General features: G+C 68.8%; 14 protein-coding genes. 7 read left to right on the top strand and 7 right to left on the bottom strand.

Going from position 1 to position 13289, the window contains the following annotated elements; translation table 11 throughout:
* Positions 1-96 precede the first annotated feature (96 nt).
* The gene (gene purE / locus IDF66_RS14940) at positions 97-582 is read left to right on the top strand and encodes a 5-(carboxyamino)imidazole ribonucleotide mutase (RefSeq protein WP_263282340.1); all 486 of its coding nucleotides are present in this window, start codon (positions 97-99) and stop codon (positions 580-582) included.
* 12 nt (positions 583-594) lie between these two features.
* On the opposite strand, the gene def is transcribed toward purE, so the two are convergent.
* The 6 genes from def to IDF66_RS14910 all read right to left on the bottom strand — a co-directional run bounded on the left by def (position 595) and on the right by IDF66_RS14910 (position 6062).
* Positions 595-1173, bottom strand: coding sequence for a peptide deformylase (gene def / locus IDF66_RS14935; RefSeq protein ID WP_190267564.1), 579 nt, complete (start codon positions 1171-1173; stop codon positions 595-597).
* 28 nt (positions 1174-1201) lie between these two features.
* Positions 1202-2029: a dienelactone hydrolase family protein gene (locus IDF66_RS14930; protein WP_190267563.1), complete on the bottom strand. Its 828-nt coding sequence runs from the start codon at positions 2027-2029 to the stop codon at positions 1202-1204.
* A 7-nt stretch (positions 2030-2036) separates the two neighbouring features.
* Entirely contained in the window at positions 2037-2411 is a 375-nt protein-coding gene (locus IDF66_RS14925; protein ID WP_190267562.1) for a nitroreductase family deazaflavin-dependent oxidoreductase, read from the bottom strand.
* 50 nt (positions 2412-2461) lie between these two features.
* Positions 2462-3148 carry a YdcF family protein gene (locus tag IDF66_RS14920; protein WP_190267561.1) on the bottom strand — a complete coding sequence of 229 codons (687 nt, stop codon included), beginning with the start codon at positions 3146-3148 and terminating at the stop codon, positions 2462-2464.
* Between the two features lie 80 nt (positions 3149-3228).
* Entirely contained in the window at positions 3229-3951 is a 723-nt protein-coding gene (locus IDF66_RS14915; protein WP_190267560.1) for a TIGR03089 family protein, read from the bottom strand.
* Positions 3951-6062, bottom strand: coding sequence for an LCP family protein (locus IDF66_RS14910; RefSeq protein ID WP_317628718.1), 2112 nt, complete (start codon positions 6060-6062; stop codon positions 3951-3953). Before IDF66_RS14910 ends, IDF66_RS14915 begins: the two co-directional genes overlap by 1 nt.
* Before the next feature lie 232 nt (positions 6063-6294).
* Between IDF66_RS14910 and rfbD the strand changes: the two genes are divergently transcribed.
* The 3 genes from rfbD to manB are packed head-to-tail and all read left to right on the top strand — an operon-like array spanning position 6295 to position 9260.
* Positions 6295-7206, top strand: coding sequence for a dTDP-4-dehydrorhamnose reductase (gene rfbD, locus IDF66_RS14905; RefSeq protein ID WP_317628717.1), 912 nt, complete (start codon positions 6295-6297; stop codon positions 7204-7206).
* Between the two features lie 55 nt (positions 7207-7261).
* A complete protein-coding gene (locus tag IDF66_RS14900; RefSeq protein ID WP_190267557.1) occupies positions 7262-8155 on the top strand; it encodes a glycosyltransferase family 2 protein in 894 nt (297 codons plus the stop codon).
* Entirely contained in the window at positions 8145-9260 is a 1116-nt protein-coding gene (gene manB / locus IDF66_RS14895; protein WP_190267556.1) for a mannose-1-phosphate guanylyltransferase, read from the top strand. Before IDF66_RS14900 ends, manB begins: the two co-directional genes overlap by 11 nt.
* Positions 9261-9273: 13 nt before the next feature.
* Here the strand turns inward: manB and IDF66_RS14890 are convergent, their stop codons facing one another.
* Complete coding sequence (locus IDF66_RS14890; RefSeq protein ID WP_190267555.1) at positions 9274-9942, bottom strand: O-methyltransferase; 669 nt, start codon at positions 9940-9942, stop codon at positions 9274-9276.
* Positions 9943-10246: 304 nt separating this feature from the next.
* On the opposite strand from IDF66_RS14890, the gene sigE reads away from it, so the two are divergent.
* The 3 genes from sigE to IDF66_RS14875 all read left to right on the top strand — a co-directional run bounded on the left by sigE (position 10247) and on the right by IDF66_RS14875 (position 13269).
* Positions 10247-10858 (top strand): RNA polymerase sigma factor SigE, encoded by a 612-nt coding sequence (gene sigE / locus IDF66_RS14885; RefSeq protein WP_164308497.1) that lies wholly within the window; start codon positions 10247-10249, stop codon positions 10856-10858.
* A 218-nt stretch (positions 10859-11076) separates the two neighbouring features.
* Positions 11077-11688, top strand: a complete 612-nt coding sequence (locus IDF66_RS14880; protein ID WP_223309747.1) for a hypothetical protein — start codon at positions 11077-11079, stop codon at positions 11686-11688.
* Between the two features lie 3 nt (positions 11689-11691).
* The gene (locus IDF66_RS14875; RefSeq protein WP_190267553.1) at positions 11692-13269 is read left to right on the top strand and encodes a S1C family serine protease; all 1578 of its coding nucleotides are present in this window, start codon (positions 11692-11694) and stop codon (positions 13267-13269) included.
* The last annotated feature ends 20 nt before the right edge of the window (positions 13270-13289 follow it).

The raw sequence follows: 13289 nt of genomic DNA, 5'->3' as shown, positions 1-13289 counted from the left end.
GCCGACACCGCCGACCCCGACGATGACGTCGTCACCGAGGCGGCCCAGGCCCCTGTCGCCGAAGCCGCGCTCGATCCGACCCGTCCGCGCGTCGGACTGATCATGGGCAGCGATTCCGACTGGCCGACGATGGAGGCGGCCGCCGAGGCGTTGGCGGAGTTCGGTGTCCCGTTCGAGGTCGGTGTCGTCTCGGCACACCGCACACCTCAGCGCATGCTCGACTATGCGGCAGGCGCGGCCGCGCGCGGTATCTCGGTCATCATCGCCGGCGCCGGGGGAGCCGCCCACCTGCCCGGCATGGTCGCTTCGGCGACGCCGCTGCCGGTGATCGGGGTTCCGGTCCAGTTGCGCACCCTCGACGGACTGGACTCGTTGCTGTCGATCGTGCAGATGCCCGCGGGTGTCCCGGTGGCGACGGTGTCGATCGGTGGTGCTCGCAATGCGGGTCTCCTGGCGATCCGGATCCTCGGGTCGGCGGATGCCGGGTTGCGTTCTCGCATGGAGGATTTCCAGAAGGGTCTGGAAACCATGGTGCTCGAGAAGGATCAGGCACTGCGCGACAAGCTGCTCGGGGAGAGCTGAGCCCGTCTCCCGCTACCGACCCGACGGGGATCGGGGCCAGTCGTCGGCGTAGCGGTGCGACCCTTCGTCGAACATGCGGTGGAGACGCTTGCGCGCTCTGGTGGCGAGCCGGTCACCGAACACCATTCCATCGATGTGATCGGCTTCGTGCTGAAGGCAGCGGCCGAGCGTTCCGCCTGCGGTGACGACGATCGCCTCGCCGTATTGGTCCTGGCCCTCGCAGGTGGCGACGTCGGGTCGGTCGACGTCGGCGTACGCACCCGGGAGCGACAGACATCCCTCGCCGTAGGACACGAGTCGTCGGGCACGACCTTCGGGAAGCGTGAGCGCCGGATTGCAGACGACACCTGTGCGCCGAGAACCGGTTTCGTCGGTGCAGTCGTAGATGAAGACGGCGAGGTCGACGCCGATCTGTTGCGCGGCCAGACCGGCGCCGTGCGCGGCGTCGTTGGTGGCGAACATGTCGGCGAGGAGCTGTTGCAGTTCCGTCCCGAAATCTGTGACCGGTCGTGCGGGCGTGTGCAGCACCGGATCACCCCACCGGACGATGGTGCGCGGTGTTCCCAGTCTCAGCAGCTCGGCGACGGGCATCTCGGTGGACCTTTCGGTGCGGGTGGTGTCATGTCGATGTCGTCAGCAGCTTCTCGACAAAGAAATCGAGCACCTTCTCGCGGGTGTCGTGGGTGGGCTGTCCCGGTTCGTCGACCAGGTCTTCGGTCAGCACCGAATGTGGTTTCGGCAGCATCGAATCGGGGTTCGCTGCCGAATCGGGCAGTTCGACGGCGAGGAACGCGTCGCCGAGTTGCTCTCGGAGGAAATCGAATCGGCCACGCGGGGACAGCGGGTCGCCCTCGAAACGCAGGCCCATCACCTGAAGTCCGGCTGCACAGCGTGATTTCACCCTGGCGAGGTCGTCGTCGCCGATGTCGATCGAGCGGTTGCGCGCCGGGATGACACCGAAGGGGAGCGACGGCTGGGACAGCACCGGCGCGAGCAATCGGTCGTCGGCGGCCATGGCGAGGGCGAATCCACCGGTGAAGCACATCCCGACGGCACCCACGCCGGGTCCGCCACAGCGTTCGTGCTCCTCGGCCGCGAGGCCGCGCAGCCAATCGGTGACCGGAGAGGACTTTCCGGTGGCCAGCACGGTGAACTCACGGCTGATGCAGGCGCGCACGATCGTCCCGACCATGTTCTGGGCGGCGCCGACGGCGCCGAGATTCGATGGTCGCGGGTCTCGGCCGTCCACCCCGAACAAGGACGGCATCACCGCGGTCAGCCCTCGGCCCGCGACCTTTCGGGCGAAATCCGCGACCTTGGGGCTGATCCCGGGCATCTCGGCGATCACGATCACCGCCGGTCCGGAACCCTGTGTGTAGACGCGATGGGTCGTGCTCCCGACGGTGACGTCGCGAACGCTGAAATCGTCGAGCGAATCGTCGGCCATGTGGTGCTCAGCCGTCGACGATCGTACCGGTCAGCACGGAATCGAAGAACCGGGCGAAGACCCGTGCACCACGCGCGACGTCGGGGGAGTCCGCGGGGATGATCCGTGGCCTGACGACCTTGTGGTGCTGCGACTTCCGGACGATCCCGAACTCGCCGGCGGCCTGCACGTTACGAACCCAGTCGGTGTGGCGGCCGTAGGCCAGCACGATCGACACCCGGTCGTCATCGACCCATGCCAGCACCGGAATCGTGTATTCGGTACCGGATTTGCGTCCGACATGCTCGACCATCGCCCACGGCGCGAGGCGTGGCGCCCACTGACGCTGGATCGGATTGGTGACCACCTTGTTGAGACGGGCCACTGCACTGGGGATCTTCATGGCTACGAGCATGCCGCACCCGACGACGATTCGGAAAGGGCGCGTTCGGATCAACTCGATCCGAAGGACCCGCTGCCGGAGCCGACGGCCGGCGCGCCGTTGGTATAGCCCGCGATCACCCCGGCAATCGGGATCGAGCCGTTCACCGCCGTCCGGAAATTCAGCATCGCGCGCTTCACGTGGGTCGGGCTGCTGACCACCACCGCGCCCGTGGCTCGCCCGGCGGCGAGTATCCGGGCGGTGTAGCGGGCATTCTCCACCGTCGTGCGGGACTGGTTCTCGGTGGCGATCCGGGCGGTCGGCACGCCGTGGGCGATCAACCACGCCCGCATCGCCTGGGCCTCGGTCCGCCCGCCCCTCGGCAGACCGCCCGTGGTGATGATGCCCGCAGGCGGGAAACCCCGCGCCAGTGACAGTCCCGCCTGCAGGCGGGTGACCAGCACGGGCTTCATCGACCCGTCCCGATTCAGGCCCGCGCCGAGGATCACGATGCGGGTCCCGAACGGGTTGAGCTGGAGCATCATCGGCACCTCGGGCGTCAGGCGCTCGGCGTCGGTGCACCGTTTGATCAGGTCCGGAATCGGGGTCTGACAGCCACCGACGGTCGACATGATCCCGTTGAACATCGTGGTCGGTGACGCCGCCGCAGGAGCGGCGGCCACCGGTGCGGTCCCGGCAATCGCGACACTCAGGACACTTGCGCCCACCAAGTGAGCAACCCTCCCTTTGATACGCATGGGCAACACGGTAATTCTCTGATATGCATTTCCGTTGCGATTCTGGATATCCCGCGCACTCTGCCCAAGAAGGGCCGGTGTCAGCGGAGGGTGAGTCCGGCTCGCTCGGTGTCGGCGAGACCGGCAAGTCGTGTCTCGTCGGCATGGGAGACCGCGATCAGTGAGGCGCCGACGACCAGGGGCGCCAGCAGATTTCCGACGACCTGGTCGCGGGTGTGCCAGGGCCGCACCGTGAGCACCCGCGTCCCCGCGACGATGCCGTCGCTCGCGGCCGCTGCGCGGGCCGAGGCGAGCACATCGTCGGTCGGCTCGCCGTCGAGTGCGGGCCCGGTGACCCGGCGCGACATGGAGTACTGGTCACCGTGCACGCGAACGGCGCCGGCGAAATCGGTGACCCCGACCGGTAGATCGCGCACACCCATCGCGAACGGATCCAGCGAGGCGACGAGGACCTCGTCGGCGTCGTCGTATCCGCCGAGCCGGTCAGCGGATGTCACCACCGCACCGGGCGTCGACCCGTCGACGTCGCTGCCGGGCAGCCGGACGTGCGTGCCCGCCCACCAGGCGCCGAGCAGGATGGCCGCGGTCTGCCAATGCTCCGGAAGATCCACGAGGACCTCGTCGTCGGGCCCGAGGCCCAGTTCGTCGACGAAGAAGTTGGCCGACTTGGCGGCCCAATTGCCCAGGGTCGCCCCGGACAACTCGGTTCGTTCACCGCTCGCATGGTCGTAGTAGGTCAGCAGCGGCTGCGACCAGTCGGTGACCGCGTCGAAGACGGCGGAGGTGATCGTCGGTGCGCTCATCAGTTCACACACGTCGGGCCGTCGGAACCGGCTGTGATCGGCGGACGGTTGTTGCCGACCCGTTCGCTGGCCGGCACGTTGTCGGTCTGGGCGCCGGTGTCGCCGATGGACCCCGGGCCCCCGTAGGTGTTGGTCAAGACCGCCTTCATCCGCTTGTCGGGCATCGACGAGTCGACTCGGACCTGGGCACCACCGAGATCCTTGGCGAGTTGCTGGGCGCCCGCGTCGTCGGAGTGCGCATACACCACCGAGTCCTTGTCGTTCGACGCGCCGGTGCCGGTCTTGCCTGCCTGGAATCCCTTGGTCGTCAGGATGTTCGACACGTTGGAGGCCAGGCCGTCGATGGTTCCCGCATTGACCACGTCGACGGTGTAGTCGGCCCGGTCGGGCGCGTCCTCGTTCTTCTTGCTGTTGAGCAGATTGTCGGTGAAGCTGTGGACCTGCTTCGGGTCCACCTGCACCACACTCTGCTGACCGTCGTCACTCCAGCCCTGTTCGGTGACGACGGGGATGGTCGCGAACTTGACCCGACCGCCGGTGAGATCCTTCAACTGCTCCGCGAACTTCAGGATGTCCCAGTTGTTGTCGATCACCACCGATCGCGACACCGCCCGCTGGAGTTCGTCGAGCTTGCCGGGATCGGTGAGCAGATGGGCGGAGAGCATCTTCTGGGTCAGCGACGCCATGAAGACCTGCTGACGAGTGATCCGATCGAGGTCGCCGCGGGGCAGGCCGTGGCGCTGTCGGACGAAACTCAGTGCCTTGGGTCCGTTCAGGGTCTGCTTGCCCGCCGAGAAACGAGCACCCGAGAACGGCTCGCGGACCGCGTCGTTCAGGCAGACATCGACCCCGCCGACCGCATTCGTCAGCAGGACGAAGCCGAGCAGCCCGACCTCGGCATAATGATCGACCTTGACGCCGGTCAGATTCGCGACCGTGTCGATCAAGGCCTTGCGACCGGCTTGGGTGCCTTCCTTCTCGGCTGCCGCCTCGCTTTCGCCTGCCTCGACCGCACGTCCCCGCACCCCCTCCTTGGTGGTGCCATATGCCGCGTTGATCTTGGACATGCCGATACCGGGCACGTCGACGTAGGAGTCGCGCGGGATCGAGATCGCCGTCGCGGACGATCCGTCGTTGGGGATCCTGATGAGCAGGATCGTGTCGGTGTTGGTCGCGACCTCCTCGCCGGAGCGCAGCATCTTGAGCTCGGACGGTGACAGTGGGTTGCCCTTGGCATCGGTCCGCGAGTCGGTGCCCACCAGCAGGATGTCCACGGCGCCGTCGTCGGCGCCGCCGAGTCCGAGACCGGCCAGCTGGGTGATGTTCGAGTTCAGGTTGCTGACGCTGTTCCACGCATAGCCGGTACACAACAGCACCGCCACCGACAGCAACGCCACCAGCCCGCGACCGAGGCCGGTGCGGGTGGTCCGGGATCGCCACGAGAACTGCTGTGTGACGCGCCTGGGCGCCGGTGTGCCGGCAGATTCGGCCGCCGGCTCGGGGCGGGACTTCGGGCGCGAAGGGCGGCGTCGCCCGGTGCCGGCCGCTCGCGGGGCCTCGACGGTCCGCCGATCATCGCCGGGAGTGGCCGCGGGACGGCGACGTCGGGGTCGCCCGGGAGCGTCGGCGCGTTCGTCGGCGCGGGGCGGACGCGGCCTGCCCTGGGCGCGATCTCGTCGGGTCGAGGGTTCCGGTGCGTCGGCCGGACGAGGACGACGTCGGGGAGCGGCGTCGTCGGGACGTCGTCGCGGGTGTCGTGCCCCATCGGCCGCGACACCGTCGCGGGTATGGATCTCGCCCGACCTGCGACGGCCCTGCTCGTTCACCGCATCGGGTGGCCGTCGTCGGCGAGGCTGGTCCGGGCGGGCCTGGTCGGTCGGTGTGCGGCGCGCGGTCGGGGTCCGGCCGTCGGTGGGTGTGCGGCGCTGGGCGCGCGGATCGCCGGGGGCGGGCCGTCGCAGACGCGGCGGCGGATCGGACGGTTGGCCCTGCGCCGGATGCTGAGTACGTCGTACTCGTCCCTCGGCGGGGCCGCGGGGCGCGACGGTGGGCTCGTCGGGACGTGCGCGACCGCCGGAACGTCGGCGTGCGCCATCGGGTCGAGAGTCCACGGGCGGGTCAGTCCCTTTCGTCGTCGGCGAACCCGGCGACATCCGCTCGGGACGTGTTACGCAAGTGCGTGCCGTTGTTCGTGATGTTGACGTTTCGGATGGTGCTGTGCTGACGTCAGGCTACTGAAGTGAAGTGAGAATTCGAGGGTGCAACGCCGAGCGCTCGCGTCGAGACCCACATCACCGATCGGCGTCTGCGTGCTCGCGATCTCCGTACGGCACCATGTGTTCCATGAGTGCGACCACCTACATCGTCGGCGCAGGCGGGCAGCTCGGCACGGCGCTGCGAGCGTCTGACAAGGCTTCCGAGCGGGTGCGCACGCTCACCTCCGCCGACATCGACATCACCGAGGAGGCGTCGGTGGCGAACGCTCTCGCGGACCTCGGCGCCCGGGACGTGATCCTCAACTGCGCCGCCTACACCGACGTCGACGGTGCCGAGTCCGACGCCGGGCGTGCCTTCGCGATCAATCGCGACGGGCCGGGCCACCTCGCGCGGGTGTCCGCCAGGGCAGGCGCCCGGCTCGTCCACGTCTCCACCGACTACGTCTTCGCGGGGGCGGCGGCCACCGACGACGGCCCGCGCCGCCGAGTCCCGTACGAACCCGGCGACGTGACAGGTGAGCCGGAAACCGTCTACGGCGCGTCGAAGCTGGCCGGCGAGCGGATCGTGTTCGACACCGACCCGACGGCGACCGTCGTCCGGACGGCGTGGGTGTACACCGGCGCTCCGGACAGCTCTGACTTCGTCGGCACGATGCGGCGTCTGGAGTCCGTCCGTCCCGAGGTCACCGTCGTCGACGACCAGACCGGGTCACCGACATATGTCGGCGATCTCGCCGACGGCCTGTGGGAACTGGTGTCGACCGAGCCGGGCGGCTCGACCGCAGGCGTCGTGTTGCACGCCACAAATGCCGGCAGCGTCAGCTGGTATCAGGTGGCGCGCGCAGTCTTCGAAGAGGTGGGCGCCGACCCTGAACGGGTGCGGCCCTGCACCACCGACGAGTTCCCGCGTCCGGCGCCCAGACCTGCCTATTCGGTGTTGTCGGGGGCGTCGTGGAGCGCTGCGGGCCTGACCCCGCTGCGCGACTGGCGGGCGGCTCTGCACGACGCGGTGACCCGCGACCGCATCGCACGCGGCTGACCACATGACGTCGAAGGGTGATCGGCGCCCGCACGAGGTTGGTTACCCTGACCCGGTGACTGCTGAGCTTGCCGTCGTGACGGTGACGTATTCGTCGGGGGATTACCTCGCGGCATTCCTGCGAAGCCTCGAGAAGGCCACCGCCTCATCGGTGCCCCGGGTCGTCATCGCCGACAACGGGTCGACCGACGGTGCGCCCGAGGCCGCAGAGCAGGAGTTCGACAACGTGACGCTCGTGCGGACCGGCGGCAACATCGGCTACGGCGGCGGCATCAACCGTGCGGTCGCCGAGGTGGACCCCGCGGTGGAGTTCATCGCGGTGGCCAACCCGGATGTCGAGTGGGCGCCGGGTTCGCTCGACGAACTCCTCGCCGCGGCCCGACGCTGGCCGCGCGCCGGATCGCTGGGGCCGTTGATCCGCGAGCCGGACGGTTCGATCTACCCGTCGGCGCGGCGGGTCCCGGATCTGGTCTCCGGCGCCGGACACGCATTGTTCGGGGCGATCTGGAAGACCAATCCCTGGACGGCCGCCTATCGGGCCGACGACGCCGCGCCGAGCGAACGTCCGGTGGGATGGTTGTCGGGATCGTGTCTGCTCGTGCGCCGTGCCGCATTCGACTCCATCGACGGTTTCGACTCGCGGTACTTCATGTACATGGAGGACGTCGATCTCGGCGATCGGCTGGGCAAGGCAGGCTGGCTCAACGTCTACGTACCGGACGCGGAGATCGTCCACACCAAAGGCCATGCGGCCGGACGCAATCCGGAGAAGATGCTGCCCGCCCATCACAAGAGTGCCTACCGGTTCCAGGCCGACCGCCATCCGGGCGTGTGGCAGGCGCCGCTGCGCCTGGCGCTCCGCATCGGGCTGGCCGTGCGTTCTCGGGTCGCGGTGCTCGCGGCCGGCCGGGCCGTCGAACGAAACAGAGGAGGAACCGGTGACCAGTGAGAGCCATGTCGAGGTGGCGTCCGATCCGGACGTGACATCGTCGGTGCAGGCCGTGGTGCTGGTGGGCGGAAAGGGCACCCGGCTGCGGCCGCTGACCCTGTCGGCCCCCAAACCGATGCTGCCCACCGCCGGTGTCCCGTTCCTCACCCATCTGTTGTCCCGGATCCAGGCGGCGGGGATCACCGACGTGGTGCTCGGCACCTCGTTCCAGGCCCACGTGTTCTCCGAGTACTACGGCGACGGCTCCAAACTCGGTGTGCGCCTGCAGTACGTCACCGAGACCGAACCCCTCGGGACCGGCGGCGGCATCCGCAACGTGCTCGACGACCTCACGGCCGACAACATCCTTGTGTTCAACGGCGATGTGCTCGGTGGCACGGACGTCCGCGAGATCCTGACCACGCATCGGAACAGCGGTGCCGACGTCACGATGCACCTCGTGCCCGTCAGTGATCCGCGGGCCTTTGGTTGCGTGCCGACCGACGAGACCGGCCGGGTCACCGACTTCCTGGAGAAGACCCAGGATCCGCCGACCGACCAGATCAACGCCGGGACCTATGTCTTCCGTCGTTCGGTGATCGAGGAGATCCCACCCGGTCGCCCGGTCTCGGTCGAGCGTGAGGTCTTCCCCAAACTGCTCTCCGAGGGCCGGCACATCCAGGCCCACGTTGACCACGCCTACTGGCGGGACATGGGTACTCCGGAGGACTTCGTGCGTGGGTCGGCGGATCTGGTCCGCGGCATCGCGCCGTCGCCCGCGCTCGGCGACCGGCGCGGCGAATCGATGGTCCACGACGGTGCAGGCGTGGCACCCGGCGCGGTGCTCATCGGCGGGACCGTGGTGGGTCGCGGCGCCGAGATCGGGCCGCGGGCACGGCTCGACGGTGCCGTCGTCTTCGACGGTGCGGTCATTGAGGCCGGTGCCGTGGTGGAGCGGAGCATCGTCGGATTCGGCGCCCGCATCGGGCCCCGGGCCCTGATCCGCGACACCGTGATCGGTGACGGCGCCGATGTCGGCGCGCGCTGTGAGCTCCTGCGCGGTGCGCGGGTGTGGCCCGGTGTGCAGATCCCCGACGGCGGGCTCCGCTTCTCCACGGACGTCTGAACGGGGGAGCGGCTCAGCGGGCCTTGGCGGCCGCGAGAACGCCCGCGCCCAGCGGGATCACCACCGGCATCAGCCGCTCGTCGTCGGCGATCAGCATCGCCGCCTCCCGTGCGGCCGCGGCGGGTGGGTCGGTGCGCGTCGGGTCGGCGACCGCGCCGTCGGCGGTGGCGTTGTGGACCACCACCACGCCGCCCGGGCGCAGGATCCGCACGGCCTCCACGACATGGCGCGGGTGATCGATGAGCGGACCGTCGACGAACACCAGGTCGTAGGACTCGTCGGCGAGCCGGGGCAACACCTCGGTCGGGGTGCCGTTGATCAGGCGGGTCCGCCCCGGCACGATGTCGGCCCCCGCGAACGACTGCCGTGCGGCGCGATGATGTTCGGGTTCGGGATCGATGGTGGTGAGCACGCCGTCGGCGGCCATGCCGTTGAGCAGCCAGAGACCGCTGACACCGGCGCCGGTGCCGATCTCGACGACGGCGTGGGCGTCACAGGAGCGGGCCAGCAACGCCAGCAATGCACCGACGGCGGGCGCGACCGCGGATGCGCCGAGTTCGTCGGCGCGGGTGCGGGCCGACGCCAGGGCGTCGTCCTCGACGATCGCCGATTCCGCGTAGTCGATGAGGGCGCTCGTGGACACCGAGCCCGCCGGTTCGGAGCCCCCAGATGAATCGGTCACCCCCTGAGGTTATGTCGCGTCGTCACGATTGCGTCGGCGGCGCGCCAACCTCGCCCGAAGTCGGAGGTCAGAGGTTTTTCTGACGGCCGCCGAACCCGCCGTCCACTTCCTCAGCGAAACCTCAGCACTCTCATACGGCGACCACACCACGATGGGAGAGGGTTCTACTAGCGCATCCGATGCGCTCGCAGCCGACGATCCGCCGAGGTTCGGACCGAGGAATAGATCGCAGGCAGACGTGGTTTACCATCGTGAACATCCGTCATCCGACGTGATGTCCGGGGAAGGGAACTGGCCACCAAACATGACTGATCCCCTGGGGTCTGCAGACGTCGTCCCGACCGGGACCGCTGGATTCGATGCCACCGGCGACGAGACCTTGATGCCGTCCTGGGACGAGCTCGTGCGCGAGCACGCGGATCGTGTGTATCGCCTGGCCTACCGCTTGTCCGGTAACCAGCACGACGCCGAGGACCTCACGCAGGAGACGTTCATCCGGGTCTTCCGTTCGCTGTCGAACTATCGGCCCGGCACCTTCGAGGGGTGGCTGCACCGCATCACCACCAATCTGTTCCTGGACATGGTCCGGCGCCGGAGCAAGATCCGCATGGAGGCATTGCCCGACGAATATGATCGGGTGCCCTCGGACACCCCTGATCCCGAGCAGATCTTCCACGACGCGAATCTCGACCCAGATCTGCAGGAGGCGCTCGACGCACTGCCGCCGGACTTCCGTGCCGCAGTCGTCCTGTGTGACATCGAGGGCCTGTCCTACGAAGAGATCTCGGCGACCCTCGGAGTCAAACTCGGCACCGTGCGCAGTCGCATTCACCGCGGTCGTCAGACGATCCGCGATCACCTCACCGCCCGAGGACACACCGGCAGCAGGTCGGTGGCCATCGGCGCGGTGCACTGACCATCCACTCCACAGGCGCGATCGGCCGTCACCCGAATCGGATCGAGATTCCGGGAACCACGGTCGGTCCGTCGCCGTTGTCCTCTTCGGATAGGGTGGGTTGCCGCGCCCGAGGGTCGGTGTGGCGGCACACTCGCCGACAGCGCAGTAGCGTGGAACGAACTGGACACGACGGCGGACTGGCCCGCAGCGGTGGAAGAGGTGAACGTCAGATGGAGATGAACCGAGGTCGAGTCACCTCGGGGCAGCAGGGCGACAGCCAGCTGCCCATGCCGAATCTCCGTCGTCGGCGTCGATCCGCGTGGAACCCGTCGACCTGGTCGCCCGTCACCGCCTCGTTCGCCCCCAATCGCACCTACCGCGCTCCGGGTACACCCGGTGGGCGCCGGTTCGCCCCGACCGAACATCTCGCCGCGGAAGCGGTTGCCGCCTACGTCGACGGTGAGTTGGGGATGACCGCCCATCTTCGGGCCACCCAGCACGTCGCGCAGTGTTCGGAGTGCATGTCGGCCGTCGACGCACAGGTTTCCGCCCGGTCTCGACTGCGGTCTGCCGGGGATGTGTCGTTGCCCGCCGGACTCCTCGGTCAGCTCAGTCAGATCCCCACCCGCGAGATCGACATCACCGGCGTCTCCGGCGACGCCCAGACCGACCGCCACAGCCCGTTGTCCCCGTGGCGGCACGATCGGCCTGCGAGCCCGATGGCCGCCCCGGGATTCCCGGTCACCGAGGCGCCGCGCGACCCGATGCCCACCTCTGCCTCCGCGGACCGCCGTGGACGACCCGGCCAGGGCACCCGTGCCCGGATGAGCCGCTGGCGAGGCCGCTGACACGTGGACACCAGAGGGGAAAGCGAGCTCGACGGGTCGACCGAGTCCGCCGGGGAGACAGCGGGTCCGGACAGCGCGGGCCCCGACGACGTCCGTTCCGGCGTAGCCGGTTCGGAGGAGTCAGCCGCGGAGACGACGGCGGGCCACGGCACCGACGGCAGGTCACGGCACGGCGCCGTGTCCCCACAGACCGCCGCGGTGTTCGGACGCCCGGCCGGTGTGCAGGGATCCTTCGCACAGTCCGAGGACACCACCGACACCCCGGATCCGCAGATCGCCCCGCCGGACCCTGTGCTCGCCGAGGCGTTCGGACGCCCGGAGGGCGTGACCGACACCCTTCAGCGGGACCCGTTGGCCACCTACGGTCAACCCGACGCACCACCTGCGCCGGCCGACCCCTGGCGCGACCCGGAGAGCGTGGCCGGTCTGGACCGGCCGGCCCTCGGCGTCCCGACCGCTCCCGAGCCCACCGATCCGGGCCCCAAGCTGGGCATCCAGGACGTCTTGTTCGGAAAGCGGATCAGTTGGCACGCGCTGGCGACGCTCGCCGTGCTCGCGGTGGTGGTCGGACTCGTCGGCGGGCTGATCGGCCGCTGGACCGCCGAGGTGGTCTCGCCGCTCAACTCCGATTCGGTCCAGCTGTCCACGGACGATGCCGACAACGGCGCCGCTCCTCGTTCCCCGGTCGCCAATGTGGCTCGCGCGGTGGAGAAATCGGTGGTCGCACTCGATGTGCGGACCAGCAGCGCAGTGGGCACCGGGTCGGGCTTCATCATCGATAAGAGCGGTTACATCGTCACCAACAACCATGTCATCGCGATGGCGGCGAACGACCGCAATGCCAAGCTCGAGGCCGTCTTCTTCGATCGCAAGCGGGTGCCGGCGCGGATCGTCGGTCGCGACACGAAGACCGACCTCGCGGTCGTCAAGGTCGACAACGTCGACAACCTCACCGTCTCCAAGCTCGGCAACTCCGACGATCTCCAGATCGGTGAGGAGGTCGTCGCCTTCGGGTCGCCGCTCGGCCTGGACCGGACCGTCACCAGTGGCATCGTCAGCGCCCTGCACCGGCCGGTGCCGTTGCGGCCGGACGCCGAATCCGACACCGACGCGGTGATCGACGCGATCCAGACCGATGCGGCGATCAACCCCGGCAACTCGGGTGGGCCGCTGGTCAGCGACAAGGCCGAGGTGGTCGGCATCAACACCGCGGGACTCGTTCCGGGGGGCGGTTCGATCGGCCTGGGATTCGCGATCCCGATCGATCAGGTCGTGCCGATCGCCCAGACACTCATCCGTCAGGGCTCGGTCGATCACCCACAGATCGGGGTCAACGCGAGTTCGGTCCGCAACGACCGGGTGCTGGGCGCACAGGTCCGCAATGTGGTCGCCGGTGGTCCGGCAGACCAGGCCGGGGTGCGCGAGAACGACGTGATCACCTCGTTCAACGGCCGTACCATCGAGAGCGCCGACGAATTGACGGTCGCGGTACGGACGGCGAAGATCGGTCAGAAGGTCCCGTTCAGCTACTGGCGCGACGGCCGGACGTTCAATGGCACGATCACGCCGGCCAGCGACTGATCGCAGACCGGGCTGGAGCA

It is taken from the genome of Gordonia hankookensis (genome assembly GCF_014673215.1).
In the GTDB taxonomy this organism is placed as follows: Bacteria; Actinomycetota; Actinomycetes; order Mycobacteriales; family Mycobacteriaceae; genus Gordonia; species Gordonia hankookensis.
The sequence above is the reverse complement of the archived record's forward strand: the minus strand, read 5'-3'. Positions and strand labels throughout refer to the sequence as shown.

Bases quoted from the DNA above. Each gene is read 5' to 3' on its own strand.
- rfbD (WP_317628717.1), top strand. From the start codon at position 6,295: ATGAGTGCGACCACCTACATCGTCGGCGCAGGCGGGCAGCTCGGCACG.
- IDF66_RS14920 (WP_190267561.1), bottom strand. From the start codon at position 3,148: ATGCGTATCAAAGGGAGGGTTGCTCACTTGGTGGGCGCAAGTGTCCTG.
- IDF66_RS14925 (WP_190267562.1), bottom strand. From the start codon at position 2,411: ATGAAGATCCCCAGTGCAGTGGCCCGTCTCAACAAGGTGGTCACCAAT.
- IDF66_RS14930 (WP_190267563.1), bottom strand. From the start codon at position 2,029: ATGGCCGACGATTCGCTCGACGATTTCAGCGTTCGCGACGTCACCGTC.
- sigE (WP_164308497.1), top strand. From the start codon at position 10,247: ATGACTGATCCCCTGGGGTCTGCAGACGTCGTCCCGACCGGGACCGCT.
- def (WP_190267564.1), bottom strand. From the start codon at position 1,173: ATGCCCGTCGCCGAGCTGCTGAGACTGGGAACACCGCGCACCATCGTC.
- IDF66_RS14880 (WP_223309747.1), top strand. From the start codon at position 11,077: ATGAACCGAGGTCGAGTCACCTCGGGGCAGCAGGGCGACAGCCAGCTG.
- IDF66_RS14915 (WP_190267560.1), bottom strand. From the start codon at position 3,951: ATGAGCGCACCGACGATCACCTCCGCCGTCTTCGACGCGGTCACCGAC.